This window comes from Zhongshania aliphaticivorans (genome assembly GCF_902705855.1).
Taxonomy (GTDB): domain Bacteria; phylum Pseudomonadota; class Gammaproteobacteria; order Pseudomonadales; family Spongiibacteraceae; genus Spongiibacter; species Spongiibacter aliphaticivorans_B.
Window position 1 is genome coordinate 129000 of sequence record NZ_CACSIJ010000001.1, and the last position, 19450, is coordinate 148449.

A 19450-nucleotide genomic window follows, 5' to 3' on the forward strand; every position below is an offset into this window, starting at 1 on the left:
CTTAATCAAACACTACCGTCTTATTTCCGAGAACCAGAACACGATCTTCTAAGTGATTTCGCAATGCCCGTGCCAGCACTGATTTTTCAACATCTTTACCCAAACGAACTAAGTCATCTTTGCTATGCCGGTGTGACACTCTGATGACATCCTGTTCGATAATCGGCCCTTCATCAAGCTGCTCTGTCACATAGTGGCTAGTTGCACCAATTAGCTTTACGCCGCGATCGAAGGCCTTTTGGTAAGGATTGGCGCCAATAAATGAGGGTAAGAAACTGTGATGAATATTTATCATTTTACCCGTATATGCGCGGCAAAATTCTGGTTGAATAATTTGCATATAACGCGCTAGCACCACGCAATCAGCCTGATATTCCCCCGTCAGATCCATGATACGAGCGTGTGAAGGCGCCTTATTTGCTGGGTCTATCGCTACGTATTCAAAGGGAATACCGTGCCATTCCACCATACTGCGCAGATTTTCGTGGTTAGAAATAACACAGGGAATATCACAATCCAGCTCGCCGCTATGCCAGCGATGTAAAATGTCTGCAATACAATGCGATGCATGACTGGCAAGAATCACCACCTTGCGCTTCACCGACGAATCGACCAACTCCCACTGCATCCCATATTCTTCGGCAATCGGCGCAAAGGCAGCTCGGCAAGCTTCAGCCCCCATGCGTAGGGAATCAGCTCGAATTTCATTACGCATAAAGAACCAATTATTTTCTGCGTCTGCATGATAATTGGCCTCAGTCAGCCATCCGCCCTGGTCGGCGACAAATTGGCTAACCCGGGCCACAATACCCACCCGATCGGGACAACTGATTACCAAACGATATGTATGATCCATGGACTCTCTACTACCTTAAAATCTTAAACGTGCGAACACCTGTCAGCACGATCACTTATTTAAAATACCGCGCAGCGCCTGCGGCAAATCCGCCGGTAATACCACTGTTTTTGCGTTGTTTGACGTTGACAGTTTAACCAAGGCATCTGCGTACTTTTCACCCAACAAATACAGTACCGGCAAGTCTTGATCGCCAACGGCTTCAGACACCAAGGTGATAGCCGCACCACTCGCTTTAGCGAGCACTACCTGCGCCTGTGCGTCGCGGCGCGACGCCTCCAAACGGCCATCGGCCTCGAGGATAGCAGCCTGCTTTTCACCCTCTGCTTTAGTTACTGCCGCTCGGCGCTGCCGCTCAGCCGCGGCCTGCTCTTCCATCGCCTGCTGCATGGTCATTGATGGATTAATGTCTTGAATTTCTACTGTCTTGAGGGTGATCCCCCAATCAGCAATATCATCAGAAATCGCTGCTTTCAATTTGGCCTTTATTTGATCCCGTGACGAAAGTGCAGAGTCCAAAGCCATTTCACCGACAATGGAACGCAGGGCAGTCTGGACCAAATTCTGAATAGCGAAAATGTAATCTTCGACACCGTAAACCGCCTTCTCTGGCGACACAATATTTATGTAGGCAACCGCGTTAGCGATAATAACGGCATTGTCTTCGGTGATGACCTCTTGTGAAGGTATATCGAGCACAATATCTTTGGTGGTAAGTTTATAAGCAACATCGTCAATGTAAGGAATAATAAAATTTAAACCTGGGTTTAAAGTCACGTGATACTTACCCAAGCGCTGAACAATATGCTTGTAACCCTGCGGCACAGTACGCACCCCTTTCGCCAAGGTCACCACGACCAAAATCGCTAATGCTGCCACTACTGCTAAGCCGTCCATCGCCTATCTCCTTCAATGAGTTGTCTTTAAAGCTAATTACGGATCAGTGTGTCTGTCCCATAGCGTGTTTTACTATAAGCGAATTACCTGAAATATCTTCGACCGCAACACGGTCGCCGACCGATACCGGATCGCGGCAAATAAACTCCCACTCATCACTTCCCAACACCGGTATTGAAAATCGAAGGGTTCCGTGCCCGAACTCCGACCCTAATTTAATCACCATCGCCTCCTGCCCGACGACCTGCTCACGGGACATTCCAGACAAAGTTTTATTCTTCATTTTAGGGTGAACAAACTTAAACCAAATGGCCAAATCAATCACCGACATAATCAGCCATACCAGCAATTGAACACTAAACGGCATATCAATCGCGGCCAATATCAAGCCCACCGCAATGCCACTGGCGCCAAACCAGATCATCACAAAGCTGGGGATAAAAATCTCACTAGCGACCAGCAACATGCCAAAAACCATCCAGTGCCAATACGCTATATTGGTGTTTAACCACTCCATTTTGAGCCCCTTTACAAAATGCCCGCCGACAAGACATCTATTTACTAATTATTTATCAAAATATTCAAGCACTTACTATGAGATTTTATATTTTCATGGAAGTCCTTTCTGACCAGCAAGAAGCCACATTATCACGTATAATGCTCGCTCATTCAGAATTCTGCGTCAGTCCCATGTCATCAGTTATGCAAACACCCAAGGTCATATTTAGTCATCGCCCCTACTGGGCCGAATGTTTCGGCACCGCCGGCTACCTTCCCACCTCTCGAGAAGAGATGGATGCGCTGGGCTGGGACAGCTGCGACATCATTATTGTGACCGGTGACGCCTATGTAGATCACCCCAGCTTTGGCATGGCGGTTATAGGTCGTGTTTTAGAAGCACAAGGCTTTCGGGTGGGGATCATCTCGCAGCCAGACTGGCAGTCAGCGGAGCCATTCAAAAAGCTCGGGCAGCCCAACCTGTTTTTCGGGGTGGCGTCCGGCAATATGGACTCCATGATCAACCGCTATACCGCAGACCGACGCCTGAGACATGACGACGCTTATTCACCTGACAATGAAGGTGGTAAACGGCCTGATCGCGCCGTTATCGTTTATTCCCAACGCTGTCGCGAAGCATATAAAGACACGCCGATTATTATTGGCTCTATCGAAGCCAGCCTTCGCCGTATTGCTCACTACGACTACTGGAGCGACAAAGTGCGCCGCTCAGTACTACTCGACTCCCGCGCAGACTTATTGCTATACGGCAATGCCGAGCGAGCAATCATCGACGTCGCTCACCGACTGGGGCGCGGTGACCAAATCGACACGATTACCGATTTACGTGGCACAGCCTATGTACGCCGAGATATTCCCGCCGGCTGGACTGTCATCGACTCTGCCAGTGTTGATCAAATTGGCAAGGTCGACCCAATTACAAGCCCCTATGTCGATACCAGCGCAACAGAAAGCTGTAAGAAAAATGAGGATGAAGCGGAGCTGAAACCCGCAGATGATATCCAAACCGTTAGAATTATCGATCCATTACAAGCCCGTAAAACCGGCACCGATGCGGCAAAAACCGTCATACGCCTACCTGATTACGAGGTCGTTAAAAACGACCCTGTAAACTATGCGCACGCCGCACGCGTTCTTCACTTAGAAACAAATCCCGGCAATGCCCGGGCGCTAGTTCAGCGCCATGGCGACCAAGAAGTGTGGTTAAACCCACCGCCGATACCGCTGACCACAGAAGAGCTAGACTGGGTGTTTGAGCTACCTTACCAGCGCAAACCTCACCCTATTTACGGCAAGGCCAAAATCCCCGCCTACGACATGATTCGCTTCTCAGTGAACATCATGCGCGGCTGTTTCGGCGGCTGTAGCTTTTGCTCAATTACCGAACATGAAGGCCGAATTATTCAAAGCCGTTCACACGAATCCATCGTGAAAGAAGTTGAAAAAATCCGCGACAAAACCCCAGAATTTACCGGTGTCATTTCGGATCTTGGCGGGCCTACCGCTAATATGTGGCGATTAAATTGTAAAAGCACCGAGATCGAACAACGCTGTCGCAGGCTGTCTTGTGTCTACCCTGGCATCTGCAAAAGCCTCAACACAGATCAAACACCGCTCATTGATTTATATCGCGATGTGCGCTCCTTAAACGGCGTTAAGAAAGTCCTTATCGCCTCGGGCTTGCGCTACGACCTTGCGATTGAAACACCTGAGTATGTCAAAGAACTGGTTACGCACCATGTTGGCGGCTACTTAAAAATCGCGCCGGAACACTCCGAAGATGGCCCGCTTTCAAAAATGATGAAACCGGGTATGGGCAGCTATGACAAGTTCAAAGCGATGTTCGACAAGTACTCAAAGCTGGCGGGTAAAGAGCAATACTTAATCCCCTATTTTATTGCCGCGCACCCTGGCACCAGCGACAAAGACATGATGAACCTGGCGATGTGGTTAAAAGGCAATGGTTTCCGCGCCGATCAAGTACAGGCCTTTTATCCCTCGCCGATGGCCAACGCCACCGCCATGTATTACTCAGGGAAGAACCCGCTTAAGAAAGTGTCCAGAACTAGCGAAGATGTTGTTAGCGCCAAAGGTTTGAAACAAAGACGTTTACACAAAGCTTATTTGCGTTATCACGACCCCGAAGGCTGGCCTTCCATCAGGGATTCACTACTTAGCATGGGCCGCAAAGACCTCATTGGTTATGGCAAAAAACATTTGGTGCCACCACGCCAACCTGTAAATTGGACCCCAAAGCACGGCAAAGGGCGGCGAATCCTTACCCAACACACCGGATTACCACCACGTAAAACGAAATAAAAAATTCATCTTTTAGGGTGCAAAAGTCTTCCAAACGTGCTTTTGATTATGTATATAATGGTTTTGCTGGCTACGGATGCAGCTTGGTTTTATGTATATAGCACCACGACGTCGATTTTAGTACCTCGTTCTGTTTCATAAGTCCCTGCCTATCTCAGCTCAAGCACCAAAAAAAGGCAAATACGCAACGAGGTACAAGACATGTCCAGAAGCACTGGAAAAGTAAAATGGTTTAACGAAACTAAAGGCTTTGGTTTTATTGAGCAAGACTCTGGCCCAGACGTTTTTGTTCACTTCAGCGCCATCGGCGGTTCTGGTTTTAAAACCCTGGCCGAAGGCCAAGCTGTTGAATTTGATGTAACCACTGGTCAAAAAGGCCCACAAGCCGCCAACGTTACAGTACTATGATTTTCTAGCGGCGACCCACTCTGTGGCCGCCGCTTTTATCCCTCCAGCAAGACTCCCCCGCAAGTTTCTATTTATGCTCAAGATACCAGCAATAATGGATTGGCTTGCCACCGCGAGAAAAATCTTCATCCAGTGACCAACGAGTTTTATCTTCAATTTTGTAGTTCTGCGCTACACTTTCATCGAGAATAAAATCACGTTTATTGGTAGAGAAAATTAAGACACCATCCGGCGCCAAACAGCGCATGGCGTCATTAATTAATTCACTATGATCACGCTGAGTATCCAACACGTCATCCATGCGTTTTGAGTTAGAGAATGTTGGCGGGTCTAATAAAATTAGATCGTATTGGTCTTCGCATTCCTTTAGCCATCGGCGACAATCTGCATGCTCGGTTCTATGGCGAGATTCACTGAGTCCGTTCAAAGACAAATTCCGTCGCGCCCACTGCAAATAGGTCTTGGACATATCCACAGAGGTTGTAAAACGTGCGCCGCCAACACCGGCCTGCACTGACGCAACACCGGTATAACTAAACAAATTTAAAAACCGCTTGCCCCTTGCCCGCGCCGCAATATCTAAACGCACTGGGCGATGATCTAAAAACAAGCCGGTATCAAGATAATCGAAAAGATTGACCAAGACTTTGGCCTGCCCTTCTTTTAGCTCCATAAAAGAATTACGCGGTGCCTGCCGCTGGTACTGATCTTTTCCGCGCTGGCGGCGGCGCTCTTTAATCGCAATATTACCGGCAGAAACTGAGAACACTTGACTCACCGCCTCAATCACTTCTCGCAATCTGCGCTCGGCGTCTTCTTCCGAAATCGTTACCGGTGCCATATATTCCGCTATGTGTACTGCGCCGCCATAGCAATCGACAGCGACCGAATACTCAGGCATATCAGCGTCGTAGACTCGGTAACATTCAATGTCGTTTTTATTTTTCCATTTACTCAAGCGTTTTATATTTTTACGTAGACGGTTGGCGAACATCTGCCCACCGGCAGTTAAGGGCACATCTGACACGGCAGTCTTGCCCTGATCCGCAGCCTGATCTCTATCAACAACAAAAGCATCTGAATTAATATTGAACAACAGTAATTTTGCGGGAATGGTACCGTTCAGGAGCTGATATTGCTTATAGCTCCGCACCCCCATACGCTTGCCCAGATCTGCATTACCCGTAAAAATCGCGCCCTGCCAACCCACAAAGTGGGCTTTCATGGCCTGACCAAGGTGGCGATATAAATGCAGTAATTCCGCCTGCTCACCCAAGCGCTCACCGTAGGGAGGATTTGTAATTAACAGCCCTTCCGGTAGCGTTCTGTGGGTTGGCATTGCCAACTGTGCCAGCTCGCGACGCGACACTTTTACAAAACGCCCTAAACCAGCATTCTCAATATTCTCCTCAGCCTGAGCCACGACTTTGCCATTGGCATCGTAGCCACGAATTTCTGGCCAATCTCGCGCCATCGATTTAGTACGTAAAGTCTGTGCTTCTTCAAGAAGATTATCCCATGCTATTTGGTCATGGCCTTGCCACCCCAAAAAACCCCAACGACGACGAAGTAAGCCTGGCGCAATTTGCATAGCCATCATGGCGGCTTCAATCAGCAGCGTGCCAGATCCACACATCGGATCAATAAGCCCGCCACCACGACTCGCCATTCCCGGCCAATCTGCCCGAAGCAATAGTGCTGCGGCTAAATTTTCTTTTAAAGGAGCCATTGCGCCACTACTGCGATAGGCCCGACGATGGAGACTCTCGCCAGACAAATCGACCGCAACGGTAATATAGCCCTTGCGAAGACGGACATTAACTCGCACATCCGGATTATCCTTGTCGACACTTGGCCGCTGCGAACCCTTCGCGAGGAAATAATCGACTATGGCGTCTTTACTTTTTAACGCGCCAAAATGGGTGTTACGAATATCGTTAGACTGGCCATTAAAATCAACCGTAATTTTACTTGTTGCTGATAAGTGTTCGCTCCATTCGATGCCTTTTAAGCCATCGTACAGCGCGTCAGCACTCTCACCACGATACTCAGTTAGCACCAACAGCACGCGGTTTGCTAAACGCGACCACAAACATATTCGATACGCCGTGGCGACATTAGCAACAAAACTGATAGACCCAACGCTCTCACGCCCCACTTCGGCACCCAAAGTAGCGATTTCTGAAGCCAAGAGCTGCTCTAAGCCCTTAGGGCATGTGGCAATATAAGGGTAGGTTTGACTCATAAATCCTCTATCGAGTACTAGTAAGAAAAAATTTTAATATAGTTAACAAACAGTTACGCACTTAGACAGCTTACTTCTAAAACAGGGCATGCTTATAAGTAATAGGTCTTCGACGAAGTATATGAAAGTTTGATTACATGAGGTTCCTGTCGCGGTACGACGCATCGCGATGGTGACAGAAAATCGGTTGTTGCGCGACCAAGCGATACCGTAGCGACATGTTGACTAAATACGTGGAGGCTAATGCCCTATGAGAAGACAGAAACGCGACATGACAGAAAGAGCATTTCAACGTGGTTATCAAGCCGGTATTTCCGGTAGGCAAAAAGACAATTGTCCCCATAATCAAGAGCAACTTAAGCAGGAGTGGATGTCAGGCTGGCGAGAAGGACGCACCGATCACTGGGATGGTATAAATACCGCCACGGCTCTTCAAAAACAGGCGTTTCATTGACCAAGTAATCGCACATTACACTATCTACAAAAGGCCCTTAGGGCCTTTTTTCATCTTGCTAATACTATTACTTAATTAACGCGTTCTGCGACCTCGACCACCAGCCGGCGTGTCCGTTGTTGGCACTTGTAATTCTGCCATGCCATACACACCTGCGATCTCTTTATCGTCTAGCTCGGTCCACTGCCCTACTTTTACTTTAGAGGGTATAAACACGGTGCCGTAGCGTACGCGCTTCAGCCGGTTAACCTGCAGCTCCTGAGACTCCCATAAACGGCGTACTTCACGATTACGACCTTCCATGATAACAACGTAATACCAGTGGTTAATGCCCTCACCACCGCCATCAACAATATCAGTGAAACGTGCAAGACCATCTTCAAGCTGCACACCTTCTTTTAAGCGCTTCAACGTGTCTTCATTGGCATTCCCCATCACGCGACACAAATATTCGCGTTCAATGGTGGTTGATGGGTGCATTAATTTATTGGCGAGATCGCCGTCAGTTGTGAATAACAATAAGCCTGTGGTATTAAAATCTAAACGCCCAACCGAAATCCAGCGTTCGCCCTGCAAGCGCGGCAGCCGATCAAAGACGGAGCGACGTCCTTCTGGATCTTTACGGCTGCAAATTTCGCCTTCGGGTTTGTTGTATAGCAAGATACGAGGTTTAGCAGCCGCGGTATCGAGTCGCAGAGGCTTACCGTCAACCTGTATTTTTACACCGCTAGCTACACGGTCACCCAGCGTCGCCACCCTGCCATCGACAAGAACGCGCCCTTCGCTAATGACCTTTTCCATTTCTCTACGAGAACCCAATCCTGCGCGAGCCAGTACTTTTTGCAATTTTTCGTCGGTTTGTATCATTAAAAGTGGGTCTCGGGTGGGTAGTCTTGATCGTAGACGTCGCCGCCATTTGATTCGATTTCGGTATCTGCATCGGCGTCAGTCGCAACGTCCGCATCAGCGTCAATTTGGGTTTGATCAGCTTCAGCAACAGTGTCTTCTGCAGTAAATTCGCCGGTATGTAGCTCAAGCTCCCCATTTAGGGTATCCAGATCAGTGATTTCCGCCAGACTTGGCAGCTCGTCTAAATTACGTAAATTGAAATAATCTAAAAACTTGCGTGTTGTCGCGTACATGGCCGGCCGACCTGGTACGTCTTTATGACCAACTACGCGAACCCATTCACGCTCTAACATGGTTTTAATAATTTGCGAGCTAACCGCAACACCACGAATGTCTTCAATATCACCGCGAGTAATCGGCTGACGGTAGGCTATCAGTGCTAGGGTTTCCAACATTGCTCGAGAGTACCGTTGCGGCTTTTCTTCCCACAAACGCCCAACCCACGGGGCAAGGTCTTCGGATACCTGCAAACGATAGCCACTGGCAACCACTTTTAGCTCGTAGCCTCTGCCTTCACAGTCTTGGCCGATGGCATTTAGCGCGTCTTGAATATCGCCGGTCGTAGGCCGCTCTTCTGCGTCAAAAAGTTCTGCAATGTGCTGCAGCGATAGAGGCCGCCCCACTGCCATCAAGACCGCTTCAATAATCCGTTTTAATTGCTGTAAATCCGGCATCATATAACTTTCGCTTTTACGTGAATTGGCGCGAAGGCCTCTGACTGTACAATTTCAACCAATGACTCTTTAATCAGTTCCATAATAGCCAAAAAGGTCACTACGACGCCTAAACGTCCTTCCTCAGCCTTAAACAAGGTTACAAATGGCACAAAGCTATCTGAGCGCAATACCGCCAACACCTGCGACATACGCTCGCGAGTAGAAAGCTTTTCACGCTGAATTTGATGGCTTTCGAATAGATCAGCGCGGCGTAGCACCTCTCCAAGCACAAGAAGTAATTCTTTTAAATCAACATCGGGTTCTGCACGCAATTTAGTCATTGGCGGCGGCTCGATAATCACCGCGTAGTTATCTCGCCCCATCCGCGGCAACTGGTCGATATTCTCCGCTGCTTGTTTAAATCGCTCGTATTCCTGCAGGCGACGAATAAGCTGGGCACGCGGGTCCTCTTCGTCATCAAGCACATCTGCGGAGCGCGGCAATAACATCCGCGATTTAATCTCTGCCAGCATTGCCGCCATGAGCAGGTATTCCGACGCCAACTCAAACTGCATTGCACTCATCATATTCACGTATTGCATATACTGCTCAGTAATCTGCGCAACGTTGATCTCAAGAATGTCTAAGTTTTGACGCTTAATGAGGTATAAAAGCAGGTCGAGAGGCCCCTCAAACGCCTCAAGAAATACCTCAAGTGCTTCTGGTGGAATATACAAGTCTTTGGGAATTTCTGTGAGTGGCTTGCCCTGAACAACAGCAAACGGCATTTCGCCTTGCTGTGGCTGCTGCCGAATTGCCTTCAGACTTACGATCTCTATGGCTTCCAGGGCACCTTCCGGCACAGGCTCAAGACGACCCGTCATTATTTCAGACGAAGCCATATCCGGCTCCGCGAGCGACGCTGCCCCAGCTTGCTCTGCAGTGGGCTTTTCTGACGTTTCATCTTGCACTGTTACTGAGATCTCACGATATCATTTACCAAGGGCGAGATTATACGTTGATCTTGTCGCCGGTCACAGCGAATCCTCAAATTGACTGACATCGCCTAAGCCCCGACGTATCACAACGGGAACATCATCCACCAAATCCACAATCGACGTCGCTTCCATACCGCAATAACCCCCGTCAATCACAAGATCTACCAAATTCCCTATGGTATCGCGAATATCGTAGGGATCAGTCATCGGCAGCTCTTCACCCGGGAGGATTAAACTCACGCTCATTAAGGGCTCACCAAGCTCGGCCATCAAGTCTAAACAGATCTGATTCGCCGGCACTCGCAAGCCAACACTCTTGCGTTTTGGATGCAGCAAACGCTTAGGCACCTCGGGTGTCGCACGCAAAATAAACGTATACGGCCCTGGAATATGAGCTTTAAGTAATCGAAAGGCACTGTTATCTACTTTGGCGTAGGTGCCAAGCTCAGACAGGTCGCTGCACATTAAAGTAAAATTATGTTTTTCATCGAGCCGACGTATCATCCGCACACGCTCTAAGGCCGATTTATCACCCAAATGACAGCCTAGTGCGTAGGCGGAATCCGTCGGAAAAGCGACGACTCCACCAGCGCGAATAATATCTGCGGCCTGCTTAATCAGACGGGCCTGAGGATTCTCTGGATGAATTTGAAAGAACTGACTCAATGCAACTACTCCAATAACTTATACAGACGATTCCGCACGCTGCCAACGCGCCCAAACTGGCCGACACGGCTCGACAACTTTGGCGTCGCAGCCTAGCTCTAGCCAGTTGCTCGGCTGGTGAAAATCACTCCCCGCCGACGCCTCAAACTCAAAATCTTTACACAGCTGCTTCAAATAATTCAGATCGGACGCAGATGGCCGGCCGTTACAAACTTCAATGCCTTCTCCGCCGGCCTCTTTAAACTCTGCCAGCATACGCCGCAATTTTGCGTTCGTCAGTTTGTAATGTAGCGGGTGCGCCATTACAGCTACACCTCCCGCAGATTTTATCCATGCCACTACGCTCTCAAGAGAGGGCCACATTGCTTTAACATCGCCAACCTTACCCGCACCCAAATACTTATCAAACGCAGTTGCCATAGAATCGACATAACCCGCCGCAACCATAAACCGAGCAAAGTCAGGGCGACCGATGGCACGCCCTTCGGCTAAATTCGCCGCACCTTCGTAACTGCCATCAAAACCCAGCTTTTCGAGTCTCTCTCCAATGATTCGCGCCCGCTCACCGCGCGCATTGCGCTGATCCGCCAACTCCGATTGCAAATACGGGCAAGTCACATCGATTCCCAAACCAAGAACGTGGATGTTCACACCAGACCACGTGCACGACAGTTCAATGCCGGCAATGATTTCTAGCTCACCCCTCTCGATTTCGGCAAGCGCCCGATAGCCATCAATAGTGTCGTGATCAGTCACCGCCAGTAATTGCACCCCACACTGCTGAGCACGTAGCACCAGCTCATGGGGACTTAACCCGCCATCTGAGGCAGTGGTGTGGGTATGTAAGTCGACAATCACGCCAAATCCCCTTCGAGGCTAGTGGTGAAAAATTAAAATGGGTATAGTGGGTGGATCACCGTCATCCACCCCTTACCGACAGGAAACACCATGCCGGAGCAGGCAAATACACCTCAACGACACAGTATTGTCGTCAATCTATTGTTCAATATTATCATTCCAACCCTGATACTCACCAAACTTAGCGGCGATACGTACTTAGGGCCTAGCTATAGTATCGTGATTGCCCTCGCCTTCCCATTAGGTTTTGGCATTTATGACTTTGTAAAAACACGCCGTGCCAACGCCTTCGCCATTCTTGGTTTTATCAGCGTACTATTAACTGGCGGCATTAGCCTACTTGAACTGGATGCGGAGTATATCGCCATCAAGGAGGCCAGTATTCCCGCCATCATTGGCATTGCAACCCTTATATCACTGTATACACCGTACCCGCTGATCAAAACTTTTTTGTTCAATGATGAGGTCATCTACACCGACAAAATAAATCACGCCCTAAATGAGCAGGGTAACACTAGCATGTTCGATTCCGCGCTACGCAACGCGACTTACTTAGTCGCGTTCTCGTTTTTCCTGTCTGCCACACTCAACTATCTACTCGCTAAAATTTTGCTAATCAGCCCACCAGGCACCCCAGAATACAGCGCCGAGCTAGGAAAAATGACGGGGCTTAGCTTTCCGGTCATTGCATTACCCTGCACGATAGTCATGCTGGGAGCCTTGTTTTACTTGGTGAAACGAATTGAGAAACTAACCTCTCTTAGCTTTGAAGATATTTTCAGAATACAGTAGGAATTAATATGTTATATGCCGTAATCAGTGAAGACGTTGCAGACAGCCTCAGTAAGCGCTTAGGTGCTCGCGCGGGCCACCTAGCGCGCCTTGAAGAACTAAAGAGTCAAGGCCGCCTCATTCTGGCCGGACCACATCCTGCCATAGACAGCGAAGACCCCGGTGAAGCCGGATTTACCGGCAGCTTAATCATTGCGGAATTCCCGTCCTTGCAAGACGCCCAACAATGGGCGGATTCAGACCCGTATATTGAGGCAGGTGTTTACGCCAAAGTGACCGTCAAACCTTACAAAAAAGTGCTGCCATAACAAAGTGGAAATTGAACTACTCTGATAAGTGCTTTATCCTTCATTGTTAAATATTTAGCACCGTTTATTAACGTGGAAAATCCAGTGAAAAAATCAATTATATTCGGCTTATCAGCCGTCTTATTTAGCCTGGCAAGCGCGTCCATCGCCGAAACCCGTTATATCAGTGACAAAATTTACGTGCCACTGCGCGTTGGTGACGGTTCAAAGTATCGAATCATTCATCGCGGCCTTCCTAGCGGCGAGAAACTAGAGCTGATTACTAGTAACGAAGACAGCGGCTACTCGCAAGTTCGAACCGAAAAAGGCGTAGAGGGATGGCTGCCAAGCCACTACTTAACATCATCACCCGCTGCCCGCAGCCAGCTAGAAGCCAGCAAAAAACGTATTGATGAACTAACCGCCTCCAGCAAAGAGTTACGCGCCCAGCTAGAAAACACCACGCAGAATAGCCAAGAAACCAATAGCGTTGTTGAAGAGCTTAAACTGGAAAACAAATCCCTAGGAGAAGAGCTAGAAGAGATTAAACGCATCTCAGCCAATAGCATCAAGTTAGACGATGACAACCGTCGCCTGCTCGAATCCAATCAAATGCTTAGCAGTGAAGTCGACGTATTAAAAACTGACAATGCTCGGCTACGCGAAAACAAAGAAAACGAGTTCTTTTTAAATGGCGCATTTGCCGTGCTTATTGGCGTTATGGTTGCACTAGTCGTCCCGCGCATGCTGCCAAAACGACGCTCTGACTGGGGTTGATTATGCGTATTATTTCCGCACTCATCTTGGTATTTACCTGTACGCTCTCAACACAGGCTCTCAGCGCCGACGGCACTGAAAACCCTATTGTTGTGCTGGAAACGTCGAAAGGAGATATCACCATTGAACTCCTCCCTGACAAAGCACCCATTACCGTTGATAATTTTTTAGCTTATGTAAAAAGCGGTTTTTATAACGGCACTATCTTCCACCGTGTTATTCGCCGATTTGCGGTTCAAGGCGGCGGCTTCACCCCCGACCTTACCGAAAAACCGAATGGCGAAAGTATTATTAACGAATCAAAGAGCAGTGGTTTGAGAAATGATCGCTGGACGGTGGCAATGGCTCGCACCGATGACCCAAATAGTGCTCGCTCGCAATTTTTTATCAATATGCGCATGAATCTTGATTTGGACTCTCGCATGGGCCGCGACGGCTATGCCGTATTCGGTAAAGTTATTGACGGCCAAAACATTGTCCGCGATATTGCCATCAGCGACACCCATACCGCTGGTGGCATGAAAGACGTCCCAGTCGAACCTATTCTGATTATTAGTACAACACTCAAGTAAGAGAACATGCGCGCAAGCGCGAGGGGTCATTTTGACTGCGCTAAGTATCAACCTGAATAAAATTGCTTTAATTCGCAATTCACGAGATACCGAATACCCCAGCGTTGTACTCCACGCCGCACGCTGCATAGCAGCCGGCGCCCACGGCATTACCGTCCATCCAAGACCTGACCAACGACACATTCGCGCAGACGACTGCTACGAACTGGCAAATATGCTCGACGTAGAATTAAACATTGAAGGCAATCCATTTGCAGCAGCAGCAAAAAGTGATCGACGCGGCGTTAGTGATTACCCAGGATTTATAGAAATAGTCCGCCTAACGAAGCCAGCACAATGCACACTCGTGCCCGACACCAACAGCCAACTCACCTCTGATCACGGCTTTGATTTACAGCAAGACGGTGACCGCCTAGCTCCAATTATTGCGGAGCTAAAATCTTTAGGCGTACGCGTTAGCTTATTCATGGATCCAGACCCCGCCCAAATACGTCTTGCAAAAGCAGTCGGCGCTGATCGCATCGAACTCTATACTGGACCCTATGCAGACCACTTCGGATCACAAAGGCAAGATGAGGTATTAGACCCATTTGTTAAAGCAAGCGAAACAGCCGCCGAAATAGGCCTAGGACTAAACGCAGGGCACGATTTAAACCTTCATAATTTATTTTTATTTAAGAACAGTGTGCACAAACTACTTGAAGTCTCTATCGGCCACGCTTTCACCGTCGACGCGATTGAGCTGGGCCTAGATAACTGCATTAAGTCTTATTTAAGCTGCCTGCGCTAAGCTAAGACCACAGCAAAACTCCGACACCCACCACTGCTTCAATAAAAAACGGCGCTTCCATATTTTTGCAAACATGGAAAGCGCCGCTCGAATGACAGATTAAAATACCTTTTTAAGTACTACGTAAAAATCTGCCTCAAGCTTATCGAGCTCTTGCGATGAATCAAAGCCATCGTCCATCAGCGGTCTAGCGGCTACCGCGTCAACCGTAACACCCCAGCCCAGCTGCGCACTTACACGCACGCCCATATCTGCAAGCGAACGCTCATCACCTAAACTACCAGAGGCATTTTCAAACTGTGCCGCGCCATACTCAGCAAAAACCGCCGCGCTTAAATCAAGGCCCGCCGCAGTAAATTTATGAGTGAAATCAGCCGTTAAGAAATATCCTGAGTCCCCAGACATAACACCAGGCAAATAGGCGCTTAAGGCACTCATACCACCCAATACCCACTGCTGCTGCTGAGGTAACTGTTCATCAGCAATCTGCCCTAAAAAATTCAAATTGAATTCTGACGTATCCGACATCGGTAGCTTTGCAGCAAGCCTAGGCAGAATAGTCACGAACTCTGCTGTACGTGTAGCCGGCCCTACTTCCGGCGATGTCGCAACAGCAGTACCAAGTGTACCGCTATCACCTGTTACGCCTGCTTTAAGAGACAGCTGCGCCGACCAGCGGAATGTTTTTCCATCAACTAACGTAGCAGCAAAATATTTAGCGCCAAATTCTACAGTGCCGTACTTTTCATCTTGTAGACTGCCAAATGCACCCGCATCAATTTGCGAATCAATATATTCAACTCGCTCAAACAGGTTAAAGCGGTGAGTCAAATCTGCCGATAAAACCTGCTCGCCTGTCAACGCGATGGTGTTGATGTCTGCGTCTAAAGATAAATTTTGAGTCGTTGTAGTCGTCGTTGCCGATGTGCCGCAGCCAAGCAAGCCACCCAAAGGCCCCAGCAAGTCGCAAAGTGGTGTTCCGCCGCCAGTACTTGTCGTAATTGGAACGGGACCAAAATTCTGCGCGTATTCAGTGTGGCTCGCTGTAATACCATACAATCCTGAACTAAATGCACGATCTGCCGCCAACTGAAAACGGTGGTAGTCTTCACCATTTCGAGATTCACCTAAATCAGTAAATGCGGTTTCATAACCAAACGTGGCACGCGTACCATTTTCAAAATTATGACTAATACCGGCATCACCAAAATAACGACCAACGTAACGACTACCTTGGTTGCCTATTTGGAAGAACACATCTGTTGCATCATGATCCTCAACCGGCATCTCTTCAAAAATTAAAATTACATCTTCAGGGTTTTGTTTATCGGTATTATAAGATACCGAATAATCTATACCCGTTCGCTGGCTTTTCACATTCGCCATAACACGCGCACGCTCGAACTCCGCTCGTGTTAAATCTTCATCACCGCTAAGCTCTTCAAAAAACTCGCGCACGCCATCACCTTGAACACCAGCGACCTTACCTTGCAATGCGTGAACATAAACCACATTGCTATCAGGCGCGTACTGCATTGTTACCAGCAAATGCCCTTTACGAAGCACGAGTGAATTCATTAAGAAAATAGCTTGTGACGGCGTTTTAGCCGCTTTGAAAATCGCATCTAACTCGTCATTACTTAAATAATGCGTACCCGATACCCGCAACTCATAACCGTTAACCAAACCGGTATACGGTGCTCCTGCACCAGCTACTGATTCCATATACTGTACAGTCGCTAACTGCGGCGGTAGCGCGGGTGGAAAGTCGATTGCCATAAACACAAATCCCTTGGTAAAGACTCAATATCCGCCATCTAAGGCGTATTGAATTAAGCAAAAATTGATGGGCGCGCACGCCCATCTTCGAAATTAATTGTCAGATTGATTCTGTTCTTTCACAGATAAAAACTGTTCGCCATCGAGAATATTCAATTCCACACGGCGATTTTCAGCGCGCCCGATCGGGTTATCGCTACCGTCTTCGTTTTCATTGCTAGCAACAGGAACTGACTCACCATAACCGCGATAGGCTAGCCGGTTTTCAGCAATGCCTGCAGCAACTAGGTAGTTGTAAACCGTAGCCGCACGCGCATAAGAAAGCCGAATATTGTACTCGTCACTACCCTTAGCATCGGTGTGCCCGTCTACTGCCACCAAAGCTTCTGGCTGCGCCTCAAGGACTTTTACGGCGTGCTCAAGTATAGGCAGGGATTCCGGTGTTAAATCAGCGCGATCAAATTCAAAGTTCACACCCCTTAACACCAGCGGCGCATCCTCGGTTAGATGGCAGCCGGTTAAAAACACCGGCATGTCCGCAGGTGTATCTAAACACTCATCGCGATCATCGCATACGCCGTCTGCATCAAGGTCTTTGCAGGTATCTAACAACGCCAACTGATCACGATCAGAGCAGCCTATACCACCCGTTACCACGCAATTGCTGGCATCACCGTCATCATTATTAGTGCCATTACCGGGCTCATTCGCCACCGCAACCGTTACTAAACCGCCCGTTCCCGAACCCGGTCCGTTCAACACGCCCGCACCAACCACGCCGCCATTTGCAGAATTTGCACCGTTGATAGCACCAACAGCGATCGTATCCGAATTGCCTGAGTTAGCACCATTGAGTACCGCAAAGGCGCCAAAATCTGAATTACCCGCGTTATCACCGTTTAGCACTGCCAAGCCGGCACTACCGCCATTACCCACGTTATCACCAGATAAAACTGCGGCACCGACGCCATCACTATTACCAGAGTTACTACCAGAAATAGCAGCAATGCCGGCTAAACCACCGTTACCACTACTATTACCACTCAGTACAGAAATACCAATCAAGCTGCCATTACCTGAATTATCTCCAGACAATACGGCCAAGCCAATCAAACCGCCATTACCTGACGAGCCCGGTGTTAGTAGCGCGATACCTGCCAAGCCATCGGCGGTTGCATTACCTGAATCGGCAGCACCAAGCAAGGCTAAGCCAATAGGTTGATCATCTAGGCCAGGCAAAGCCAAGGTTTGAGCCAACTGAAGGCCGCCCGCCGTTAGCTGATCCGTCAACCCCTCTAGAGCACCCACAATAGGCACTACAATCGCCCCCTCGGGGCCAATTAAGCCACGCAGCTGGCTGACAATACCGCTTTCATAATTCAAACCCAGCGCGCCTATCAATTGCGACAGACCAAGCGCATCGAGAGGAATCGACGTACCTGAGCCCGTTTTATTACCAAACCCAAGCAACTCACCCGACGCTAAGGTTAGGCCGAGATCGTTTTCGGGATTAAGCGCATCTGCACCTAGAAAATCATTATCCCCAGTACCAACAGGATCCAGCACCGATGCACCAACTGTTCCCACCGTGCCAGCAACTTCTGACAATAGCTGAGTTATCCCCAGCGTATTGAGAAGATCCGTAATAACATCTGCTGAAGCAGCACTAGAAAATAACAATGCCGTCACCACGGTATACACCGACAGCAACTTGCGAAAACACCCCATTTGAACGCCCCCAAGACAAACCTACCTACAACTCAACGCTATAGGTAGAAAACTAAAACCGACATATATACTTTTTACAAAAAAAAAAATGTAAAAATCAATCGGAACGACACAAAACAAAAACTTTATACAACGACTACCAGCCCGAGCTACACCACCATTTCAATGCCTCTACTTCCTGTAATCGCACGAATGGACGCGAGATACGTTCAAGACGACCGTACGCGCTCTTTATATGTACAATAATCAATTTTTTTATCGAACTCCCTTTCGCATAAGGCGCATCGTATTAATAAAAACGATACACGCCACTTTTAATGTGAAGAGGGCTTAACAAAAAACGTACTTTATCCGCGCAATCTTAATGAAAGGCGAGACGCTTAAATAGCAAAGCAATGAGTACATACCGACATTAATGCGATTTTGTGATGGCAATCACATGACTAAAACACTAGTTTGAGCACTACAACACACGCCGGAAGTTTTGCCCGCTTGACGCGCCACCTCGCCGCGACATGACGAGCTACAAAAGATCGACATTAATTCAAATGCAAAGAGAATAAACACAGGAAAATCTCCTGAACAACACAAGAAATTGCATTGGCGGAGTTTGTAATTTTAAGGGGGGAATATCTAAAAATATGGGGTGGCCGACGGGGCTTGAACCCGCGACAACAGGAATCACAATCCTGGACTCTACCAACTGAGCTACGGCCACCACTGAGGGGAAATCTTCCTGTAAATGGCGCGCCCGACAGGATTCGAACCTGTGACCGACGGCTTAGAAGGCCGTTGCTCTATCCAGCTGAGCTACGGGCGCAAAACCGTCCGAACTGAGATACGAAAAATGGTCGGGGTAGAGAGATTCGAACTCCCGACATCCTGCTCCCAAAGCAGGCGCGCTACCAGACTGCGCTATACCCCGTTTTTCGTTTCCCGT

Annotated in this window: 19 protein-coding genes and 3 tRNA genes; 8 read left to right on the top strand and 14 right to left on the bottom strand. The window is 48.5% G+C overall.

The window, feature by feature from the left end; genetic code table 11:
* Window position 1: 1 nt before the first annotated feature.
* The 3 genes from purU to GVJ32_RS00585 are packed head-to-tail and all read right to left on the bottom strand — an operon-like array spanning window position 2 to window position 2270.
* Window positions 2-856 (bottom strand): formyltetrahydrofolate deformylase, encoded by an 855-nt coding sequence (purU, locus tag GVJ32_RS00575; protein ID WP_159238118.1) that lies wholly within the window; start codon window positions 854-856, stop codon window positions 2-4.
* A gap of 51 nt (window positions 857-907) precedes the next feature.
* Window positions 908-1753 carry an SPFH domain-containing protein gene (locus tag GVJ32_RS00580; RefSeq protein WP_159238119.1) on the bottom strand — a complete coding sequence of 282 codons (846 nt, stop codon included), beginning with the start codon at window positions 1751-1753 and terminating at the stop codon, window positions 908-910.
* Between the two features lie 43 nt (window positions 1754-1796).
* Complete coding sequence (locus tag GVJ32_RS00585; RefSeq protein WP_159238120.1) at window positions 1797-2270, bottom strand: NfeD family protein; 474 nt, start codon at window positions 2268-2270, stop codon at window positions 1797-1799.
* A 173-nt stretch (window positions 2271-2443) separates the two neighbouring features.
* On the opposite strand from GVJ32_RS00585, the gene GVJ32_RS00590 reads away from it, so the two are divergent.
* Together GVJ32_RS00590 and GVJ32_RS00595 are read left to right on the top strand one after the other, a co-directional pair.
* Window positions 2444-4591 carry a YgiQ family radical SAM protein gene (locus tag GVJ32_RS00590; RefSeq protein ID WP_159238594.1) on the top strand — a complete coding sequence of 716 codons (2148 nt, stop codon included), beginning with the start codon at window positions 2444-2446 and terminating at the stop codon, window positions 4589-4591.
* A 201-nt stretch (window positions 4592-4792) separates the two neighbouring features.
* Window positions 4793-4999 carry a cold-shock protein gene (locus GVJ32_RS00595; RefSeq protein WP_103684599.1) on the top strand — a complete coding sequence of 69 codons (207 nt, stop codon included), beginning with the start codon at window positions 4793-4795 and terminating at the stop codon, window positions 4997-4999.
* Between the two features lie 67 nt (window positions 5000-5066).
* Here GVJ32_RS00595 and rlmKL read toward each other — a convergent pair whose 3' ends face one another.
* Complete coding sequence (rlmKL, locus tag GVJ32_RS00600; protein ID WP_159238121.1) at window positions 5067-7244, bottom strand: bifunctional 23S rRNA (guanine(2069)-N(7))-methyltransferase RlmK/23S rRNA (guanine(2445)-N(2))-methyltransferase RlmL; 2178 nt, start codon at window positions 7242-7244, stop codon at window positions 5067-5069.
* A 250-nt stretch (window positions 7245-7494) separates the two neighbouring features.
* On the opposite strand from rlmKL, the gene rmf reads away from it, so the two are divergent.
* Window positions 7495-7698 (top strand): ribosome modulation factor, encoded by a 204-nt coding sequence (gene rmf / locus GVJ32_RS00605; protein ID WP_159238122.1) that lies wholly within the window; start codon window positions 7495-7497, stop codon window positions 7696-7698.
* 75 nt (window positions 7699-7773) lie between these two features.
* On the opposite strand, the gene rluB is transcribed toward rmf, so the two are convergent.
* The 5 genes from rluB to GVJ32_RS00630 form a co-directional block, all read right to left on the bottom strand.
* Window positions 7774-8565 carry a 23S rRNA pseudouridine(2605) synthase RluB gene (gene rluB, locus GVJ32_RS00610; RefSeq protein WP_159238123.1) on the bottom strand — a complete coding sequence of 264 codons (792 nt, stop codon included), beginning with the start codon at window positions 8563-8565 and terminating at the stop codon, window positions 7774-7776.
* On the bottom strand, window positions 8565-9284 hold the full coding sequence (scpB, locus tag GVJ32_RS00615) for an SMC-Scp complex subunit ScpB (RefSeq protein ID WP_159238124.1): 720 nt from the start codon (window positions 9282-9284) through the stop codon (window positions 8565-8567). Before scpB ends, rluB begins: the two co-directional genes overlap by 1 nt.
* Window positions 9281-10165, bottom strand: coding sequence for a segregation and condensation protein A (locus GVJ32_RS00620; RefSeq protein ID WP_159238125.1), 885 nt, complete (start codon window positions 10163-10165; stop codon window positions 9281-9283). The genes scpB and GVJ32_RS00620 overlap by 4 nt, the downstream gene beginning before the upstream one ends.
* A gap of 132 nt (window positions 10166-10297) precedes the next feature.
* Window positions 10298-10927 carry an L-threonylcarbamoyladenylate synthase gene (locus tag GVJ32_RS00625; RefSeq protein ID WP_159238126.1) on the bottom strand — a complete coding sequence of 210 codons (630 nt, stop codon included), beginning with the start codon at window positions 10925-10927 and terminating at the stop codon, window positions 10298-10300.
* Between the two features lie 18 nt (window positions 10928-10945).
* The gene (locus GVJ32_RS00630) at window positions 10946-11785 is read right to left on the bottom strand and encodes a PHP domain-containing protein (protein WP_159238127.1); all 840 of its coding nucleotides are present in this window, start codon (window positions 11783-11785) and stop codon (window positions 10946-10948) included.
* 90 nt (window positions 11786-11875) lie between these two features.
* On the opposite strand from GVJ32_RS00630, the gene GVJ32_RS00635 reads away from it, so the two are divergent.
* The 5 genes from GVJ32_RS00635 to GVJ32_RS00655 all read left to right on the top strand — a co-directional run bounded on the left by GVJ32_RS00635 (window position 11876) and on the right by GVJ32_RS00655 (window position 15003).
* Complete coding sequence (locus GVJ32_RS00635; RefSeq protein WP_159238128.1) at window positions 11876-12577, top strand: VC0807 family protein; 702 nt, start codon at window positions 11876-11878, stop codon at window positions 12575-12577.
* A gap of 8 nt (window positions 12578-12585) precedes the next feature.
* On the top strand, window positions 12586-12885 hold the full coding sequence (locus tag GVJ32_RS00640) for a YciI family protein (RefSeq protein WP_159238129.1): 300 nt from the start codon (window positions 12586-12588) through the stop codon (window positions 12883-12885).
* A gap of 84 nt (window positions 12886-12969) precedes the next feature.
* Window positions 12970-13641: a TIGR04211 family SH3 domain-containing protein gene (locus GVJ32_RS00645; RefSeq protein WP_159238130.1), complete on the top strand. Its 672-nt coding sequence runs from the start codon at window positions 12970-12972 to the stop codon at window positions 13639-13641.
* Window positions 13642-13643: 2 nt separating this feature from the next.
* Entirely contained in the window at window positions 13644-14213 is a 570-nt protein-coding gene (locus GVJ32_RS00650) for a peptidylprolyl isomerase (protein WP_159238131.1), read from the top strand.
* A gap of 31 nt (window positions 14214-14244) precedes the next feature.
* A complete protein-coding gene (locus GVJ32_RS00655; RefSeq protein ID WP_159238132.1) occupies window positions 14245-15003 on the top strand; it encodes a pyridoxine 5'-phosphate synthase in 759 nt (252 codons plus the stop codon).
* A gap of 99 nt (window positions 15004-15102) precedes the next feature.
* Here GVJ32_RS00655 and GVJ32_RS00660 read toward each other — a convergent pair whose 3' ends face one another.
* From GVJ32_RS00660 to GVJ32_RS00680, 5 genes are all read right to left on the bottom strand, one after another.
* The gene (locus tag GVJ32_RS00660; protein ID WP_159238133.1) at window positions 15103-16782 is read right to left on the bottom strand and encodes a ShlB/FhaC/HecB family hemolysin secretion/activation protein; all 1680 of its coding nucleotides are present in this window, start codon (window positions 16780-16782) and stop codon (window positions 15103-15105) included.
* A gap of 93 nt (window positions 16783-16875) precedes the next feature.
* On the bottom strand, window positions 16876-18510 hold the full coding sequence (locus tag GVJ32_RS00665; RefSeq protein WP_159238134.1) for an OmpA family protein: 1635 nt from the start codon (window positions 18508-18510) through the stop codon (window positions 16876-16878).
* Between the two features lie 642 nt (window positions 18511-19152).
* Window positions 19153-19228, bottom strand: a tRNA-His gene (locus GVJ32_RS00670).
* Window positions 19229-19253: 25 nt separating this feature from the next.
* Window positions 19254-19330, bottom strand: a tRNA-Arg gene (locus GVJ32_RS00675).
* A gap of 28 nt (window positions 19331-19358) precedes the next feature.
* Window positions 19359-19435 (bottom strand) — tRNA-Pro (locus GVJ32_RS00680).
* Window positions 19436-19450 lie beyond the last annotated feature (15 nt).